Below are 19775 nucleotides of genomic sequence, written 5' to 3' on the forward strand. Positions count from 1 at the left end.
TTCGTTCAATCCGCAAGGAAAACCCTGGAGACCATGGTCACATACATTATTGAAGTTGCCGGCGATACGCACGCTCCATATGCAGGCAGCATCTGTAAAGCAATCGAAGAAGCCGCCGCCGCCCGCGGGACGGGCATCGCCCGGCGCGATCCGGCCTACATCGAGCAGAAAATGCGCGAAGGAAAAGCCGTCATCGCCGTCGCACGGGACAGCGAAGCCGGCAGCGAAGAGCTGGCGGGTTTCGTGTATATCGAAACGTGGAGCGATAAACGCTATGTCGCCAACTCCGGTCTCATCGTTCTCCCCGCGCATCGTCACGCCGGCCTTGCCCTGCGCATCAAGCGGCGGGTGTTCGAACTGTCTCGTGAGCGCTTCCCCAAGGCCCGGATTTTCGGCATCACCACCAGCCATGCCGTCATGAAAATCAACACGGTGCTCGGCTATGTACCCGCACCCTTCAGCGAATTGACGGCGGACGACGAATTTTGGAATGGTTGCCGGAGCTGCCCGAACTACGATATTCTCACACGCACCAACCGCACGATGTGTCTCTGCACGGGGATGCTCTTCGATCCCGAACGGCCGCATCCCGTTGCCACCATGGATGTGGATGGACGCCTGCGTGAGCGTGTGCATGCCGAGGTGACAGACGCAGCGCATCCCGATCATGCTCCCGGCTCCGGCGACACCGCGGGGAGAACCCTGCGGGAGGAGGCGGAGTATGTCTGAAGGAACCCGCGTCGTCCTCGCCTTCAGCGGCGGACTCGACACCACCTACTGCGCCGTGCATCTGTCCGCCACCATGGATTGCGAACTGCATACAGTGACGGTAAACACGGGCGGCTTTTCTCCGGCGGAATGCACCGCCATCGAAATGCGCGCACTGTCGCTCGGTGCCGCCGTGCACCGCACCATTGACGCGACACAGGAGTTTTACTCCCGCTGTATCCGTCATCTCGTCTTCGGCAACGTGCTTCGCGGCGGGTTGTATCCATTATCGGTGAGCGCCGAGCGGGTATTCCAGGCCGAAGCCATCGCGCGCTACGCGAAGGAAATCAACGCGACGCATATCGTCCATGGATCCACCGGCGCGGGCAACGATCAGGTGCGCTTCGATACGGTGTTCCACATCCTCGCACCCGGCGTGCGCATACTCACTCCCATCCGCGACAACAAACTCAGCCGCGACGAGGAAATCGCATATTTGCGTGAGCACGGCGTGGAAGGGAATTGGGAGCGCGCGCCGTATTCGATCAACCAGGGTCTGTGGGGTACGTCTGTCGGCGGCCGGGAAACACTGACGTCCGATACGCCCCTCCCCGAAGAAGCCTGGCCTGTGCCGGTAAGCAGCAGTGAGCCCAAATCCGCATCGCTGCGCTTCGTGCGCGGGGAGTTGGTGGATGTTAACAACGCAGGCTGCGCGGACAGCGTGGCGGCGATTCGCCTGCTCGAAAGCATGGCGGCGCCCTTCGGTATCGGACGCGACATACACATCGGCGATACCATCATCGGAATGAAGGGGCGCGTGGGCTTCGCCGCCGCCGCACCGCTGGTGATTATCAAGGCGCATCATGCACTGGAAAAACACACGCTCACAAAACAGCAGCTTCTGGTGAAGGAGCAGCTCGCCGCGGTGTACGGCGGCATGGTGCACGAGGCGCAGTTCCTCGATCCCGCCGCGCGGGACATCGAAGCACTGTTCGAACGTTCGCAGCAATTCGTCACCGGAACGGTGTACGTTACGCTGGCTCCGTACCGCTTTCAGGTGACCGGCGTCGATTCTCCGCACGACCTTATGTCCCCGCGTTTCGGAGCATACGGCGAAGAAAATCGCGCATGGAGCGGCGACGACGTGCGCGGCTTCTCGCGCATCTATGCCAATCAGACGATGATGCATCACGTCGTGAACAACGGAGCGGGCGAATGATACGTGCCGGTATAGCGGGCGCATCGGGCTTCGCGGGCGGAGAACTGCTTCGCCTGCTTCTCGCGCATCCTGCGGTCAAAATCGCCTGGGTATCGTCGGAGCGCCTCGCCGGACAGCCGGTGTCGGTTTCGCATGCCGATCTCGCCGGCGAGACGGAGCTGCATTTCTCCGCCTCCCCGGATTCGGATGCTGATGTCGTATTCCTCTGCCTCGCTCACGGAGCTTCCGCGGAAGTGCTCGAGCGCCTGAAGTTGCCACGCGAAACAACCATCATCGATTTGAGTCAGGACCATCGGCTCGCTGGAGCGTCGGGCTGGATCTACGGACTTCCGGAGCTCAACCGCGAACGCATCCGCGGAGCGTCCTGCGGCGGAGCGCGCATCGCCAATCCGGGGTGCTTCGCTACGGCGCTGCAAATCGGCATCCTGCCTGTGGCGGCAGCCGGATTGCTTCCCGATGAACTGCACAGCAGCGCAGTGACGGGATCAACCGGCGCGGGCGCGGGCATGAGCGACACGCTGCATTTTTCCTGGCGCGCCTCCAACATGCAGGTGTACAAACCCTTCGATCACCAGCATTTGCCGGAAGTGCGGCAGTCGCTCGTGCAGTTGCAACCCGGCTTCACCGGCGCGCACCGCTTCATACCGTACCGTGGACCCTTCACGCGCGGCATCATCGCCTCGACATATTTCCGCTGGGACGGCGATGCCGACAGTGCAAAAAAACTGTACGCCGATTTTTACAGCGGACATCCTTTCGTTTCGATCGCCGATGAGCAGCCGGACCTCAAGCAGGTGGTGAACACCAACCGCTGCATCGTGCATCTTTCGTATGCCGACGGACAAGTACTCGCCGTCAGTGTGCTGGACAATCTTCTCAAAGGCGCCGCCGGGCAGGCGGTGCAGAATATGAACCTTCTGTGCGGTCGTGACGAGAGCGAAGGGCTTCGCCTCAAGGCCTCCGCCTACTGAGCGACCATGGAATTATTCGACGTCTACCAGCAATACGACATCGCTCCCGTCCGCGGCAGCGGTATGCATGTGTGGGATGAATTCGGCCGTGCCTACCTGGATTTCTACGGCGGGCATGCGGTGATATCCATCGGACACGGGCATCCGCATTACCTGGAGGCGCTGCGCGAGCAGCTCGACCGCCTCGTGTTTTATTCCAACGCCGTGCGAAATCCTTTGCAGGAGCGACTCGCCCGCTTGCTGGGTGAGCAATCCGGCTATGCCGATTATCGCCTGTTCCTCTGCAATTCCGGAGCCGAGGCAAACGAGAACGCGCTGAAAATCGCCTCCTTCCATGGCGGGAGGAGCGGCGTGATCGCTTTTACCGGCGCCTTTCACGGCAGAACCTCCGCGGCCGTGCAGATTACCGACAATCCGGGGATACGCGCTCCGCTGAATCACGATATGGATGTCCGTTTTATACATATGAACAGCGCAGAGGCACTGGAACAGGCGCTGCGCGAGCGTCCCGCGGCAGCCGTGATTGTGGAGGGCATTCAGGGTGTGGAAGGTGTGGTGGAGGCCGGGGACGAATTTCTCCGCGATGCCCGCGCGCTGTGCGACTGCTTCGCCGCGATGCTCATTCTCGACGAGGTGCAGTCGGGCTACGGCCGCACCGGCGATTTTTTCGCGCATCAGCGCTCGGGCATACGTCCGGACCTGATCACCATCGCGAAGGGTATGGGCAACGGATTTCCGGTGGCGGGCGTGTTGATCCATCCCGATATCGCCGCGAAGCGCAATATGCTGGGAACGACCTTCGGCGGCAGCCATCTGGCATGCGCCGCCGCCATCGCCGTGCTCGAAGTTCTGCGCGACGAAAATCTTGCCGAAAGGGCCGCCGCCATGGGCGAAATCCTTCGCAGTGCCGTCGGCTCCTTGCCCGGTGTGCGCGAAGTGCGTGGTCGCGGTTTGATGCTGGGCATCGCTCTCGACCGACCCGCAGCGCCGCTGCGAAAGGCGCTGCTGCAAACCCACAGCATCTTCACCGGCTCGGCGACGCGTACGGATACCATCCGTCTGCTGCCGCCGCTCGTGCTCACGGAAGAGCATGCCATGGAATTCGCCGGCGCGTTCGGCTCCGTGCTTTCATCAACCTTTCAGAGTGCAACCGCATGAAACAGTTTTTATCCGCGAACGACCTGCCCGATTTCGCGTCCGGTGTGAGCGAGGCCCGTGCATTGAAAGCTTCACCGTTCTCCTTTCAGGATCTGGGGAAGAACAAAACGCTCGGCATGGTGTTCTTCAATTCCTCGCTGCGCACGCGTCTGAGCACGCAGGTCGCCGCGCAGAATCTGGGAATGAACGTCATCGTGCTCAACACTGGCCAGGACGCATGGCAACTGGAATTCGCCGACGGCACCGTCATGGACGGCGGAAGCGCCGAGCATATCCGCGAAGCGGCCGCGGTGCTGGGCGAGTACTGCGACATCATCGGCGTGCGCGCCTTCGCCGGACTCAAGGATAAGGCGACCGATCAGCGCGAAGAAGTGCTCACAAGCATGGCCGCGTACAGCGGAATCCCGGTTATCAGTCTCGAAGCCGCGACCAGGCACCCGCTGCAGTCCTTCGCCGATCTCATCACCATCGAGGAATGGAAAACCCGGCCCCGTCCGCGCGTGTTGCTCACCTGGGCACCGCATCCGCGTGCGCTGCCGCAGGCCGTTCCCAACAGCTTCGCCGAGTGGATGCGCCGCGCGGATGTCGACTTCGTCGTGACGCACCCCGAGGGCTACGAACTCGACGAAGCCTTCGTACCGGCGGAACTGATCGAGTACGACAGGGACAAGGCCTTCGATGGAGCGGATTTTGTATATGCGAAAAACTGGTCCAATTACAAGCAATATGGCGCCGTAATCTCACAGGACCGCCCCTGGATGGTGACGCAGCGCGACATGGCGCGGACGGCCGGCGCAAAGTTCATGCACTGTCTCCCGGTACGCCGCAACGTCATCGTCGAGGATGCCGTGCTCGACAGCGACGCATCCATCGTCATTCCACAGGCGGGCAACCGCGTCTGGTCCGCGCAAACCGTGCTTAAACGCATGCTGGAGGTGCTGTGATGGATGAACGCTTCGTACTGCATGTGGTGAAAATCGGAGGAAACGCCGTCGACAATCCTTCGACGCTGGCGTCCATACTCGCTGCCATCGCAAAAATGCAGGAAGGGGTGATACTCGTCCACGGCGGGGGAGGCGAGGCGACGACGCTCGCACGCCGTCTCGGTCTGGAGCCGGTCATGGTGGAGGGCCGCCGCATCACCGACGCCGCGATGCTGGACGTGGCGGTGATGGTGTATGCCGGCCTGATCAACAAGCGCATCGTCGCGGCCTTCGCCGCGCATGGCGTCACTGCGATCGGTCTCTCCGGCCCCGATGGAGATCTTATCACAGCAAGCAAGCGGACCAAATCGAAGGTGAAATACGGATACGTCGGCGACATTACCGCGGTGGATGCCGCATTGCTCGAGTCCCTCCTCGATTCCGGACTTCTGCCGGTGATTGCTCCCATTACGCATGATGGAAAAGGCCAACTGCTGAATACCAACGCGGACACCGTAGCCGCCGCGATTGCCTCCGCGTTCGCGCGGGAGTATCGCGTGCTGCTCCATTTATGCTTCGACCAGCCGGGCGTATGTCTGGTCCCGGGCGACGAAAGCAGCGTGCTGCCAGTGCTCGACGCGGCACGGTTCAGGGAATTGAGCGCGTCGGGCGTCATCACCAGCGGTATGCTGCCGAAACTGGAGAACGGTTTCGCGGCGCTCGCCGCCGGAGTGGATAGCGTGCGTTTGCTGCATGCCGATGCATTCGCGTCCTTCGTTACACATGAAAGCGAACCCGGAACGGAACTCGTCGAATGAGCAACACAACATCCGTCCGGCAGCTTGAAATTATTCCGACACGTTCCGTCGAAATCGAGGAGAGCGAAGCGCTCGCGTTGCTGAGGTTGTTGATCTCCACACCCTCGCACAGCCGCGAGGAGCACGACAGCGCGGTAGTTCTTGAAAACTATTTTGCTTCCAGCGGATTCACACCGCAGAGGATCGGGAACAATGTCTGGGTCGAGCATCCCTCCGCAGACGCGTCGGCACCCACCGTGATGCTGCTCTCGCATCACGACACGGTACGGCCCACACAGAGCTGGACGCTGGAGCCCTACACGGCGATCGAACGCGACGGAAAGCTGTACGGACTCGGCAGCAACGACGCGGGCGCTGCGATGTGCGCCATGGCTGCCGCCTTCGTTGCGCTGAAAAATGAATCCTTGCCCTTCCGTCTGCTCTGCGTTGCCGCCGCCGAAGAAGAAATCGCCGGCGCCGGTGGCATAGTCGCCGCGCTGCCATTGCTTGGAGGCGTGGATATGGCCATCGTAGGCGAGCCCACGGGACTCGAAGCCGCGATCGCCGAAAAGGGACTGCTGGTGCTGGACTGCACGGCGCGCGGGGTGCCCGGGCATGCGGCTCGGAGCACCGGCGTCAACGCCATCGACATCGCAGCGCGCGACATCGCCTGGTTTCATTCCTTCCGCTTCCCTAAGGAATCCGCAATGCTCGGTCCCGTAAAAATGACCGTGACGCAGATACAGTCGGGCACGCAGCACAATGTGGTGCCGGATCGCTGCGACTTCGTGGTCGACATACGCGTCACCGACGCATACACGCATGAGGAAGTGCTCGACCTCGTTCGCGCGAACATCGCGTCGGATGCGCAGCCGCGCTCGATGAATCTGCGACCCTCGGCCATCGACGAGGCCCATGTGCTCAGACGCGCGACCGCATCGCTGGGCATTCCCTGTGTCGCCTCTCCCACGATGTCCGATCAGGCGCGGCTGCTTATGCCGTCCATAAAAATCGGTCCGGGGCGCTCCGAGCGTTCGCACACCGCCGACGAATTCGTGTACATCGACGAGGTGCGCCATGGCGTGCGCACCTATCTGGATCTGCTGCATGCATTGACAAAGGAAATGCGGACATGAAACTCTGGGAAAAAGGACTGCCGCTGGAAAAGGAGATCGAGGATTTCACCGTCGGCAACGACCGCGTGCTCGATCTCGAACTTGCGCCCTACGATGTGCTCGGTTCGCTGGCCCACGCGCGCATGCTCGCATCGTGCGGACTGCTCTCGGAGGATGAGCACGCACAGCTTCGGCAGGGGTTGCTCGCGATCATGGCGGAAATCGAGGCGGGCAGCTTCATCATCGAGGACGATGTGGAGGATGTGCATTCGCAGGTCGAGTTGTCGCTGACGCGCAGCTTCGGCGAAGCGGGGGAGCGTTTGCACACCGCGCGCTCGCGTAACGACCAGGTGCTGCTGGATATGAAGCTGTATCTGCGCGACCGCATCCGCGCTGTGGTGGAAGCGTCGGGAGCGCTTGCGGAGCGTCTGCTGGATCTGAGCAAGCTGCACCGCGAGGTGTTCCTCCCCGGCTACACGCATATGCAGATCGCCATGCCGTCCAGCTTCGGGCTGTGGTTCGGAGCCTGGGCAGAGAGCCTTACCGACGATCTCGCAGCCTTGCGCGCCGCGTATCGGCTCGCGGACCGCAATCCCCTCGGCTCGGCTGCGGGCTACGGTTCGTCCTTCCCCATCGACCGCGGGATGACCACCGAACTGCTCGGCTTCGAAGGACTACATGTGAACTCCGTACATGCGCAGCTCTCGCGCGGCAAGACCGAGCGCGCAGCCGCGCACGCCATCGGCATGACCGCCGCCACACTGGCCCGCTTCGCCATGGACGTGTGTCAGTTCACCTCCGGAAATTTCGCCTTCCTCTCGCTCGATGCCGCGTTCACCACCGGTTCGAGCATCATGCCGCACAAGAAAAATCCCGATGTGTTCGAATTGATCAGGGCGAAGTGCAACCGCGTACAGGCGCTGGCAAACGATATTACGCTCGTGACTGCCAATCTACCCTCGGGCTATCACCGCGACCTTCAGATCCTCAAGGACATGCTTTTTCCCGCATTCGGCGACATGCTCGCGTGTTTGCGCATCGCGGCGCATGCATTGGAGGGCTTGCGCGTCCGCAGGGACATCATCGACGACGCCCGCTACCGCGACGTATTCAGCGTGGATGCCGTGCATGGAAAGGTGATGGAGGGCATGCCTTTTCGCGCCGCGTACAAGGCCGTCGCCGACGACATCGCCTCCGGGAGCTACGATGCAGCGCTGCGACTTCAGCACACGCATATCGGCAGCATCGGCAATCCCGGCAGCGATCTCATCCGCGACCGACTGCGGCGGGAGATCGCGGAATTTCCGTTCGGGGTATGGGATGACGCACGGAGCAAATTGTTGGCTTCTTCGCCAGGAAGTGACTGACCCACATCCGCGACCGGACACGGTCCACACCGTACCATAGGCATGTTTTCGCAAAGTTCTGAATTCTGACAGCAGAACGCGGAGAGCAGAGAGCAGAGAGAGCTGAGCGCGTGCATCTCGCCGGCGTTGTGCGTTGTTGGTTCGAGATGCTTTCGCAAGGCGCTACGCCCTCTGCGCTACGTGAGCCTTTCACATCTCATTATTCACATCTCGACGGGAAGTTGCGCCCTCCGGGCTATTCTTCAAAAAGGGGGCGCATATCCCCTACACTGAAGTGTAGGTCGAAGACTCGCCGCGGCGGGGTTAGAGGAGGTTGCGTCAGCCTCAGGCTGAGCTTGGGACGCAATCAATTCTCTTCAATACGCAGCAACGCGGGCACGGCCCGCCGTAGGCCTACCGAGATTTCCGATTATCGATCCACAATCCGCAATTCGCAATCCGCAATCACGCAGGCGGCCCGCTGTGCCCCTACAGGCCCGGATGTAATGATCCGAAATCCGCAATCCCCAATCCGCAATCCACAATCCGAAATCCGCAATCACGCCGGCGACTCGCCGTGCCCCTACCACGATTTCCGATTATCGAGCCGCAATCCGCAATCCGCAATCCGAAATCCGCAATCACGCAGGCGCCTCGCCGTGCCCCTACCGGGATTTCATGATTCCGCGATTCCCGATTCCCGATTCCCGATTCCCGATTCCCGATTCCAGATTCCAGATTCCAGATTCCAGAAAAACAATGTACTTCCTGGAAATTGGACATATCGGGGTTGCATTACCCCAGCCACCGCCACAGCACGGTCAGCGTACTCAGCAGTACAATCGATGCCGCGATGTTCGCTGCGCGCATGGCGGTGCGCGGCTGATGGCGGTCCGCTGTGTCGGAGAAGGTGAGATTCACGAGACTTCCGGTGGCGGGAGATTCGCTGGCGAAACTCACACCGATGAGCACCAGCGAGCAGACGACAAACAGAAGTATCGCCACGTGCAGGAAGTTCACCGTTGCGGCCTGTAGCAGCAGCGGGTTCTCGAAAGGGTTGAGCTTGTGCATGATTTCAAGAATGAAGCGCAGCGCGCCCAGTACCAGACCGGTGAGCAGCGAGGCAAGAGCGCCCTTCGCGTTTACCCTCCTCCAGAAAATCCCGAACAGAAACACCGCAGCGATAGGCGGTGATATGTAGCCCTGTACGCTCTGGAGGTAGACGTACATGCGCTCGTCGCTCAGCAACCCGATGAAAGGAATCCACAGCAGCCCCAGCAGCACCATCGCCGCGGTTACGTACCGGCCCATGCGAACCGTCTGCCGCTCATCCGCGTGCGGGCGCAGCTTCTGATAGATGTCAATGGTGAAGAGCGTGGACGTGGAGTTGAACATGGCGCTCAGCGAGGACATCAGCGCAGCGAGCAGACCGGCCACGACCAGACCTTTGATGCCATTCGGCAGCAGCGTTGTCACCATCCATGCATAACTGCGGTCGCCCGTCACTGTGCCGTCGGACAACGCGTAGCCGACGACGCCGGGAAGTACGAGAATGAACACCGGGAGGATTTTCAGAAAACCCGCAAACACCGTGCCGGCCTGTGCATGATCGAGGTTACGCGCACTCAGCACCCGTTGCACAATGTACTGGTCCGTGCACCAGTACCAGATGCCCAAAATCGGAGCGCCGAACACTATCCCTGTCCACGGAAAATCCGGATCGCTCATCGGCCTGAACATGTGCCAGAAATCCGGCGGTGTGGCGGCCACCACGGCATCCCAGCCGCCCGCCTTCTCGAGACCCAGCAGGGTGAGCGCGAGCGATCCGACGATCAGAATCACCATCTGCACGACGTCCGTGTAGATGACGGCGCTCAGGCCACCAAGCACGGTATACAAGCCGGTGACGAGCACGATCACCACCGCCGATGTGTACATGTCCCAGCCCACGACCGCATGCAGCAGTATGCCTCCGGCGTACAGCGAGATGGATATCTTTGTCAGCACATAAGCGACGATGGAGATGCTGCTCAAATACCAGCGGGTGGCGCTGTTGTAGCGGCGCTCGAGAAACTCGGGCATGGTAAACACGCCCGAGCGCAGATAGAATGGCGTGAACACCCATCCGAGCAGCAACACGATGAGACAGGCCAGCCATTCGAAATGTCCCACGGCCAGTCCCGACTTCGAACCCGTGCCCGCAAGTCCGAGCAGGTGTTCACTGGAGATGTTCGTAGCAAACAGCGAAGCACCTATCGCTATCCAACCCACCGAGCGTCCCGCGAGAAAATATCCCTCCCGCGTCTTTCCCCTCCGTGTAAAGTACACACCAATGCCGATGACCAGCAGAATGTACGCAACGACAATGATCAGATCGAGCCTGGAGAATGCTTCGGACATGCCTTCTCTCCGTCATGATGGAATGCGCAAATCTGCGAAATCCGTCGGCAACATACAATGTGGTCGGCGGAGAGGGGGTGAAGAGGGGGTGAAGGGTAAAGGGTGCAGGGGTGCCTGTCTGCAGTCGAAAAGTAGATAAAAGACCAGATAACCCCGAATATAAAAATGCGCTCTGCCTGTGAGACTTCACGCCTGGAGAAATCCGCCTGGGCTAAGCGCTACGCCCTTTTGCGCTACGCGAGCCGTTTACTCAACCGAAGGCTGACACTTTTCACATCTCACCTGGAGTGGCGCCCTTCGGGCTTGGGAGCTCTTTGCTGGCTGCGTGCCCCCCACACTCACGTGTAGGGTTTTGGGAAGTGTCGCCCTTCGGGCTTGGGACGCGTATGATTTTCATTTGGATGTGACGACGCGGGCACGGCCCGCCGTGCCCCTACCGCGATTTCCGAGTATCGATCCGCAATCCTCAATCCGCAATCATGCAGGCGGCTCGCCGTGCCCCTACCGCGTTTCCGTGATTCCTGTTTCTCGATTCCCGATTCCCGATCCGAAATCGTCAATCGTCAATCGTAAATCAGCTCACCCTCACCACCACCATCGTCATGTCGTCGTGCTGCTCGGCTTTGCCGGCGAAGCGGCGGGTTTCGCGGTAGAGGCCGTCGAGGATTTGCGCGGCGCTGTCGCCGGCGTGACGCTGCAGGGTGACGGCCAGTCGCTCCTCGCCGAACTCCTCGCGCTTCGTGGTCATCGCCTCGGGATAACCGTCTGTGTACAGCACGAATATGTCTCCCGGATGTATGGGCAGCGTCACTTCCTCGATCGTCTGCTCGAATTTCTCACCGCCCTCGAAACCCAGCGCCATACCGCGCGACTGTATCACATCCACATGGTGATCGGAATCCATGCGCATCACCGGCGTGTGTCCCGCGCGCGCGATGGTGACGCTGTGCGTCTTCAGATCGAACACGGCGTAAATCATGCTGATGAAATTGCCGCGCTCCACGTTCTCGTAAAACAGGCGGTTCATTTCCACGAGCACGCGCGAGGGCGAGGTGGAAAAACGTCCCAGCGCTTTGAGAAATCCTTTGGTCAGCGTCATGTAAAACGCGGCCTGCGTGCCCTTGCCGGATACGTCTCCTATGGCGATGCCGATTTTATCCGGTCCCAGGTCGATGAAGTCGTAGTAATCCCCGCCCACCTCCATCGCCGGCGCACAGCGCGAAGCGATATCCAGGCCGGGGAAATGCGGATCGTGCTTCGGCAAAAAGCCCATCTGCACATCCCGCGCAATCTCCAGCTCGCGCGACAAACGCTGCCGCTCCGAAATATGCCGCTGGAAGCGGGGCGCGATCTTTTCGAAATCGCTCACCGTATCGCGTGTGACGAGGGCCAGCACGGCGAACAGCAGCATCGCCAGACCCACAGCCAGCAACAGCATTCCCTCGGATTGATACGCGGTGTTCCAGGGCAGAAGCAGCAAACCACCTTTATGGACAATCAGACCCGCACTCAGTCCGCTGATGCCGGCCATGACATCCGCGGATACAAACAGCAGTATCACAACGAGCGCAGGAAGCAGAGTAAGCGCTATTCCGCTCCAGAGAGGTTGCAGAGCGAGCGGATTCGGCAGAGCAAGCACCAATGCGCCCATCGGGAGCAGCAACCAAGGGGTGCGTAGTCGTTGACGGACCAGGGACACAACGAACATCACCGCGAAAGCGAAAGCAAACACACCGCTGTTCAATGAATCGCCGAGCACAAAAAGCGCCGGCATACCGGAACTGAACATGTCGAAGGCATTATCCGATTTGTGCACGATACCAATGCCGCCGTCAGGAGCGAACAACCCGAGCGCGGTCACGCCAATACCCGTCATGAGTAATCCGCCCGACAGACCGCGTAACAGTGCATGCCCGATACGCGAATGAAGGACGTGCCCGCGCGTAAGCAGATCCACAGTGATGAATTTCTCTTTCCACGTTTCCCGCCCCACCGACTCTCCCACAGCCCAGACGACGAACATTGCGCCGCCGACGAGCAACGGAGCGAGCAGGAGTGGGAACAGGAGTTCCGGCTCCCAAACCGCCTCCGCGCGGAGCTGGAGGTAAAACCACGTGCCGAACAGCAGCGCCGTGACACCGCTGATAAGAAGGGCCGTTCGAAAACCGATCTCATACGCCCGCAGTCTCCGGATACCGGTCACAATCAGCAGTATCGAGAGGCCAACGTAAAAGAGCACCTGCAGTATCTCTCCCATGTATCCGCCCTCACTCCCGGCCGCTGATGACGTTGCTCTGGGTTCAAGGGAGAAGCGGGTCACGGTACCACCGGCAAGATCCACGCGTACGTCGATGCTGTCACCTGTCCGGGCATCAAATGCGGCCCAGGAAGCCGAATAGTTTCTTCGCGCAGGTGATTCGTTCCGCGTCCAGCGAACACTGTCGCCGGGTGCGAAACCGCGCTGTGTGCGTGCAGCGGCATTCAGCCCGAGCGGACCGCGGTACATCGAGTCTGCGTGCGTCCGTATCAGACGCTCCACTGTACCGAGCGCCTCGTGCGGCGAGAGAGACGGAAGCGAAACCGAATCGGGTACGGGAACGAGCAAGTAGAGCAGTGATCCGTCAGTGTGGAATCGCATCTGAATGTCGCCCTTGAGAATGCGGTCCACGATGCGTTCTTCGGAATTCGAAATGCGCAGGGAGGTAGCTCCGTCGGGGTCGGCGCGGAATATGCGGACGCGCCAGTGATATGCCGAAGAGGAGAGTGCAGCCGGGACCGCGTCGGTGGGCGGCCCCTTGCGCGCGCCCATCTCCTCAGAAGAGCTCTGACGTAGCCTCGGAAGAATGGTGAAGCGCACGGAATCGAGATGCAGATCCGCAAGCACAGCTTGCGAGCGGAAGCGGATACTGTCGCTGTTCACAGTGAGACGCATCATGGACCAGGGGTGGGCGGTGGGATAGAAGTACAGCAGAAGAATCAATCCCGCGACTCCGCCGGCGAGCCAGAGCCAGGTGATAGCGCGTTCGCTCTGTAACATGCAGTCTCCGAAATGCTGGAAAAACAGGATCAGTCCACGGCTGCGAGATGCAACAGTTGCATGGGGCGTCCGTATACGGATTGTTCGGCATAAGGTTGCTTTCACGAACAGAATCACGACAGGGCGGCCTGAGAACGAATTCCGCGAATACTGTGTGATTCCTTCGTGTAAAATCGCGATATTATGCGACTGAAAACAACCCGAGCGATGCAACGCGTCCCGTGAGTTCTCTCTTCTGTACTTCTCACTTTCAGGCGCCGCCATGTCCCGACTGATGGATTCTCTTTCACCGCGTGCGATACGAATTCTCTACTCCGTTTTTGCCATTCTCGTCCTGGCTATCGCCGTGTACAATCTCCTGCACATCCTTGTGTGGCGCGTGCCGAGCAATGATCAATGTGAGTGGAGAATGGTGTTTTCCGATACAGCGGCCGTGCATCTGGATTGGGATGTGCGCAAGCCGCATGCGTCAATGCTCGGTTTCGAACGGGGAGACCTGGTTCTCGCTGTCAATGGCATCAGTGCCGACAGTGCGAGCGATGCGATAAAGAACATACTGCGTGCGGCCGGCGGAGATACGGTTCGGGTACTGATTGACAGGGACCGGCGGCAGCGGACCATCCCGCTCGTGCGCGATCCCGGGTGGAAAGAACTTCCGTTCAAGTTGTACGACAGGCCTGTCGAAACCCTCGTCATAACGAACATCGTTCCCGGAGGGGTGACGGAGCAGGCCGGCGCACAGGAAGGCGATCTGCTGCTGCGTATCGACAGCGTCAGTACCCGCTATCAACTCGGCGCTCAGAATCTTCTCAACAGACATCATGCGGGTAGCATCGCCCGCTTTACCATTGAGAGAGATGGAGAGCTGCGCACACTGAACGTTCGTGTGCTCAAGGCCTTTAATTACATGTACTTCGGCCTGTTTCTCCTTGGCCTGGGTTTCTTCGTCGTCGGGTACGTGGTCGTGATGGCCAAACCGGAGGGTCGTATCCAACGACGTTTCGGGCGCTATGGTATCCTCGCCTTATTCCTGTTCGGAATGCAGAGCGTCGCAGTGGGTCCGGTACTGGATTCGTATTTCAAAGTGTACAGCATGCTATCGCTGGCGCTCCTTTCGCGTATTATCGCACCTCCGGCCTTCGTGATGTTTTTCTTCCACTTCCCGTATCACAAACGGCGTGTGGATCGCTGGTGGATCATTACCGGTCTTTACGGACTCTGCGCTCTCGCCGCTTTCGTGCTCTTTAATTGGTCCTTCCATATTCTCGAATGGAGGGCGGCGCTCTGGATGATCCGTCTCGCCGATCTTTTGCCCATGTCGCTGCTCTTCGTCGGGCTCCTGGTCTTTGCGCACAGCTACTTTCATGTCGGGGACCGACTGCAACGCAAGCAACTGCGTCCCATTTTGTACTCCACCCTCATCGGTGTCGCGGTCTTCATCTACATGACAGTGGTGAGCACGACCTATCCTCTTGCGATTTACCTTCAGCCCTATCTTCTGCTCCCGGCACTATTGTTCATCGGCATTCCTCCTGCCTTTGCCTATGCGATTTTCAAGAATCGCCTCATGGACGTGACCGTTATCGTCAAGCGCAGCATCATATATGCGCTGATTACCGCCACCATCGCGGCGATTTACCTCATGTTCGTGTTCGGTCTTGGGAGTGTGCTCGGGGTAATGCTGGGTGAAACGGACAACACTCTGCTCATACTCGTCGCCTTCATCGTCATCGCGCTGGTCTTCGATCCGCTCAAACGAAGATTGCAGGAGTGGGTGGACCGTATATTCTATCAGGAACGCTACAATTACCAGAAAGCGTTGCTCGAGTTCAGCCGTGAACTCCCGCGGCAAATCAAGATGGAGGAAATTCTTTCTTCCATGGTGTCGCGTATTTCATCCACCATGCATGTCGAGCGCGTGGCCGTGGGGCTGTGCGATGATACGCATGGCTGTCATGTGCTGAGTAAAAATATTCCGGACCGCTGCTGTGAATTCGGACATGTGGATGGCGGGCTGTTGCAGGCGCTGAAGGACATGCGTATCCCTCTCTCCGTCGCGCTGGTCAACGAGGATCCGCGCATCGTGGATCCTGAGGACAGACAGCGCATTCGTGAGGCCGGTATCGTGTTGGTCGTGCCGATGTTTTTGCAGGATCGTCTCATCGGCGCCATCATGGTTGGTTCCAAGATGAGCGGCAAGGTCTACTCGCAGGAAGACATTGATCTGCTTTCCACCGTCGCGGGACAGGCCGCGATAGCCATCGAAAACGCCCGTCTGCACTCATCGGAACTGGAGAAACAGAAGATCACCGAACAATTGCAGATCGCACAGCGCATACAGAAAAGTCTGCTCCCGCGCAGCAGTCCCGAACTATCCCAACTCGACATCGCCGGCGTGTCGATTCCCGCGATGACGGTCGGTGGTGATTATTATGACTACATACACCTGCCGGACGACCGCCTGCTCGTGGTCGTGGGCGATGTATCCGGGAAAGGCATATCCGCCGCGCTGTACATGTCCAAGGTGCAGGGTATTCTCCGTTTTGCCGCGTCGGTGTGCGCCACACCGCGCGACATGCTCATCAGCACCAACCGCCATTTGTATGAAGGTATGGAGCGGAACACGTTCTTTACCGCGGTACTCGCCTTATTCGACTTCCGGGAGGGGACCGTGACCATGTGCCGCGCCGGACACACGCAACCGCTGGTCGGTCTGAACGGCGATTTGCACTATATGCACATGGAAGGCATGGGGCTCGGTCTCGAGCCGGGTGCCGTGTTCGACACCTCCCTGCAGGAGGTCACCTGGCCAATGAAACCCGGTGGGCTGGTACTGCTGTATTCGGACGGACTGACCGAGGCCATGGACGGGGGCATGAATCTATTCGGCGAAGACCGTCTTTTCAGCCTTTTCCGCAGTGTGCGTCATGAAGACGCCGAAGACATACAGCGGCGCATCTTAGGGGAGGTGGCCTTGCATCGCGGTGCCGCCGAGCAAAACGATGACATCACCATGGTGGTCATTCGGATTAAGCAGAAAAAGGTATCTGAATAATCCGGCATGCGGGGCCGGCGGACACATTTTTCCCTTCCAGGACTTTTCCCGATGTTGGAGCATTGACAATACCGGATGCTCCATGACACGTCTCATTTTTTCCACTGCGATCGTACTCCCCCTGCTGCTCACAACGTGCACTACAGACCATCGTAGTGCCGCCGACCGTCACTTCGAGGAGGTTGCCGCGCACTTCATCGAAGCCTGGCTCGTTTCCCATCCCGAACAGGCGACAGCGCTGGGGGACCGCCGTTTCGACGACCGACTGAATGATTACTCCCACAATGGGATACAGAACGACATCGCGCTGTATCGTGCATATCTCGACACTTTGCGGGAAATACGCGTCGAGGATCTTTCGGCAGCACACATGATTGATTACGACATTATGCTGCAAAGTGTCACAGGAAGTCTTTTTACACTCGAAGAATTGCGCGAGTGGGAATGGAACCCCTTGTCATACAATCCCGGGGAGGCTATCTACGGCCTGATCGCGCGCAATGGAACGACGTTCAGCGCAAGAATGAAGGCCTTGGCCGCGAGACTGCGCGGTGTACACGCTCTGCTCGACGCGGCCCGCGCGAATTTGACGAATCCTCCTGCAATTCACACCGAGACCGCGATCATTCAAAACGAAGGCGTCCTTGCACTGCTGACCGGCATCGTGCAGGCTTGTATCGACAGCGTGGACAGTCCGCTGCGCGCCGAGCTCTCCACAGCTCGCGATTCCGCATTATTGGCACTCAGGGACTATGGTGCCTGGTTGTCGGAGGACTTGCTCCCGCGCTCACGACGTGACTTCCGACTTGGCGCGGCGCTGTACGCCAGGAAGTTTCAGTATAAACTCGATACGGACATGAAACCGGAAGATCTGTTGCAGGAGGCCTGGCTCGATCTCGCCCGTACCACAGAGGACATGTATCAGGTCGCACTTCCATTGTATGCGGAGCTGTTCGACAGTCGTGACGCCGCGAAACTCGAGCGCGACGCACTCATACGCGCGGTACTCGCCAAGCTCAGCGATCAGCATTCCAACGACGATCGCATCGTTGAGCAGGCGCGGCGTGACCTCGTGGCGGCCACGGATTTCGTAAAGGCACAGGGCTTGGTGACCGTGCCCGCCGAGCCATTGGAGATCATCGTGATGCCGGAATTTCAGCGTGGTGTCGCGGTGGCTTACTGCGACAGTCCCGGAGCACTGGAGAAAAACGGAAAAACGTTTTTCGCCATCGCTCCCACTCCGGCATATTGGACCGATGCACGCAAGGAGTCGTTCTACCGCGAATATAATGACCACATGCTGCGGAATCTTGTTGTGCACGAAGCGATGCCGGGGCACTATTTGCAGATAGCCGCATCGCATAAGGCAGAGGCCCCGACACTCCTGCGTGCGATCACACCCAGCGGTGTGTTTGCCGAAGGGTGGGCGACCTACAGCGAGCAGCTCATGGCTGACGCCGGTTTCGGCGGAGCGGCGATGAAGATGCAGCAACTCAAGATGCGTCTCCGTCTGTTGATCAACACCATTCTCGACCAGAGTGTCCACACGATGGGCATGAGCGAACGCGATGGCATGGCGCTGATGATGGAGCAGGGATTTCAGGAGGAGAGCGAGGCGGCGGGTAAATGGCGCAGGGCCTGTCTCACCTCGGTGCAGCTCAGTTCCTACTATTACGGCAACCGGAGAATCAACGACATACGCGCACGCTATCAACAGCAGGCGGGTGAGCGCTTCGACCTGCGGGCGTTTCACGATACCCTGCTTTCCTTCGGCACCATTTCGCCCAAATATCTGCCCGTGTTGCTCAAGCTGCCCTCCGATGCCGCATCGGCACCGTCGGCAGCGGAACGGGAAAATTTGGAACGCCGACCAGGTTGATGGAACCTTCGCACGATACCGACGCGCTAGCAGCCCTCGGAACGGAGTTCACCGGCACCGCTCCGAACGCGGTGATCGCGCTCAAGGGTGACGCTTCCGACCGCAGGATTTACCGGCTTGTGTATTCTTCGCAAAGTCTGATCGGCGTCGTCGGACCCAATGTGGCGGAGAACCGCGCCTTCATCGGCTTCGCGCGCTCCTTCCGCGCCGCAGGATTGCATGTGCCGGAAGTGTATCGCGTATCGGAACACGAGCAGGCGTATCTGCAGGAGGATCTCGGAGACGCGCTTTTCAGCGACTGGCAACGGACACATACGACAGCCGAGGGTGTGGATGGCGAGGCCATGGCCCTGTACGGCATCGTATTGCAAGAGCTGCTGCGTTTTCAGCACGACGCCGCCTCCGCAGTGGATTATTCACTGTGTTATCAGACCCGCGAGTTCTCGACCGAAGCGATGCTTTTCGACATCCGTTATTTCCGCGACAACTTCCTTGCACGTCTCGCAGAAGTTCCGTGGGACGAGCGGCGTTTCATGGCCGATTGCAACCTGCTGGTCGAAATGCTGTGCCGGGAGCCGCGCAACGGTTTCCTCTACCGAGATTTTCAATCCCGCAATGTCATGCTGCGCGATGGCACACCCTGGTTCATAGATTTCCAATCCGGCCGAAAGGGCGCTCCGCAGTATGACCTCGCGTCCATGCTGTACGACTCAAAGGGCGGGCTTACAACCGCGCAGCGCGAGACGCTCATCGATCAGTACATTGCCGGCCTGAGGTCGCGGTATGATGTCGATGAAGTCGTTTTCCGGCGCCGTTTCGCCGGTTTCGCCGTGTTGCGGCTCATGCAGGCACTCGGCGCTTTCGCCAACCTCGGTCTGAACAAAGGCAAACCAACGTACCTCGAGTTCATTCCGTCACGTTTGAGCACAATGCGCGAGGTCGTTTCCTCAGCGGTAATTCTCGACGAAGTCCCGTATCTGAGGGGTTTGTTGCTGCGGTGCGGTGATGGTGGTGATTCAGAGTGATAAGCGAAGTAAAGAGTGAAGAGTAAAGAGTAAAGAGTGAAGAGCGTCAACCAAGGAGCTAGCGCTGTAACTGCAGAATATACGAAAACGAACCCCTTTACTCTTTACTCTTTACCCTTCACGAATCCTATGAGTTTATAGA

At 59.4% G+C, this 19775-nt stretch carries 13 protein-coding genes; 11 read left to right on the forward strand and 2 right to left on the reverse strand.

Going from position 1 to position 19775, the window contains the following annotated elements; all coding sequences use genetic code 11:
* Positions 1 to 33 precede the first annotated feature (33 nt).
* Genes M5R41_15850 through argH form a run of 8 tightly spaced genes read left to right on the forward strand, consistent with a single transcriptional unit; the run spans position 34 to position 8258 of the window.
* On the forward strand, positions 34 to 729 hold the full coding sequence (locus M5R41_15850; GenBank protein MCZ7557872.1) for a GNAT family N-acetyltransferase: 696 nt from the start codon (positions 34 to 36) through the stop codon (positions 727 to 729).
* The gene (locus tag M5R41_15855; protein MCZ7557873.1) at positions 722 to 1927 is read left to right on the forward strand and encodes an argininosuccinate synthase; all 1206 of its coding nucleotides are present in this window, start codon (positions 722 to 724) and stop codon (positions 1925 to 1927) included. The genes M5R41_15850 and M5R41_15855 overlap by 8 nt, the downstream gene beginning before the upstream one ends.
* Positions 1924 to 2898 (forward strand): N-acetyl-gamma-glutamyl-phosphate reductase, encoded by a 975-nt coding sequence (gene argC / locus M5R41_15860; GenBank protein ID MCZ7557874.1) that lies wholly within the window; start codon positions 1924 to 1926, stop codon positions 2896 to 2898. Before M5R41_15855 ends, argC begins: the two co-directional genes overlap by 4 nt.
* Positions 2899 to 2904: 6 nt before the next feature.
* A complete protein-coding gene (locus M5R41_15865; protein MCZ7557875.1) occupies positions 2905 to 4056 on the forward strand; it encodes an aminotransferase class III-fold pyridoxal phosphate-dependent enzyme in 1152 nt (383 codons plus the stop codon).
* On the forward strand, positions 4053 to 5000 hold the full coding sequence (locus M5R41_15870; GenBank protein MCZ7557876.1) for an N-acetylornithine carbamoyltransferase: 948 nt from the start codon (positions 4053 to 4055) through the stop codon (positions 4998 to 5000). Before M5R41_15865 ends, M5R41_15870 begins: the two co-directional genes overlap by 4 nt.
* On the forward strand, positions 5000 to 5797 hold the full coding sequence (argB, locus tag M5R41_15875; protein ID MCZ7557877.1) for an acetylglutamate kinase: 798 nt from the start codon (positions 5000 to 5002) through the stop codon (positions 5795 to 5797). The genes M5R41_15870 and argB overlap by 1 nt, the downstream gene beginning before the upstream one ends.
* On the forward strand, positions 5794 to 6912 hold the full coding sequence (locus M5R41_15880) for a M20/M25/M40 family metallo-hydrolase (protein MCZ7557878.1): 1119 nt from the start codon (positions 5794 to 5796) through the stop codon (positions 6910 to 6912). The genes argB and M5R41_15880 overlap by 4 nt, the downstream gene beginning before the upstream one ends.
* Entirely contained in the window at positions 6909 to 8258 is a 1350-nt protein-coding gene (gene argH, locus M5R41_15885; GenBank protein ID MCZ7557879.1) for an argininosuccinate lyase, read from the forward strand. Before M5R41_15880 ends, argH begins: the two co-directional genes overlap by 4 nt.
* A gap of 774 nt (positions 8259 to 9032) precedes the next feature.
* On the opposite strand, the gene M5R41_15890 is transcribed toward argH, so the two are convergent.
* The gene (locus tag M5R41_15890) at positions 9033 to 10637 is read right to left on the reverse strand and encodes a sodium:solute symporter (protein MCZ7557880.1); all 1605 of its coding nucleotides are present in this window, start codon (positions 10635 to 10637) and stop codon (positions 9033 to 9035) included.
* A 574-nt stretch (positions 10638 to 11211) separates the two neighbouring features.
* Positions 11212 to 13674, reverse strand: coding sequence for a PP2C family protein-serine/threonine phosphatase (locus M5R41_15895; protein MCZ7557881.1), 2463 nt, complete (start codon positions 13672 to 13674; stop codon positions 11212 to 11214).
* Between the two features lie 262 nt (positions 13675 to 13936).
* Between M5R41_15895 and M5R41_15900 the strand changes: the two genes are divergently transcribed.
* From M5R41_15900 to M5R41_15910, 3 genes are all read left to right on the forward strand, one after another.
* The gene (locus tag M5R41_15900; protein MCZ7557882.1) at positions 13937 to 16729 is read left to right on the forward strand and encodes a SpoIIE family protein phosphatase; all 2793 of its coding nucleotides are present in this window, start codon (positions 13937 to 13939) and stop codon (positions 16727 to 16729) included.
* An 82-nt stretch (positions 16730 to 16811) separates the two neighbouring features.
* Entirely contained in the window at positions 16812 to 18608 is a 1797-nt protein-coding gene (locus tag M5R41_15905; GenBank protein ID MCZ7557883.1) for a DUF885 domain-containing protein, read from the forward strand.
* Positions 18608 to 19633 carry a phosphotransferase gene (locus tag M5R41_15910; GenBank protein MCZ7557884.1) on the forward strand — a complete coding sequence of 342 codons (1026 nt, stop codon included), beginning with the start codon at positions 18608 to 18610 and terminating at the stop codon, positions 19631 to 19633. Before M5R41_15905 ends, M5R41_15910 begins: the two co-directional genes overlap by 1 nt.
* Positions 19634 to 19775: the final 142 nt, after the last annotated feature.

Source organism: Bacteroidia bacterium, from assembly GCA_027493955.1.
Lineage (GTDB): Bacteria > Bacteroidota > Ignavibacteria > SZUA-365 > SZUA-365 > JAOSJT01.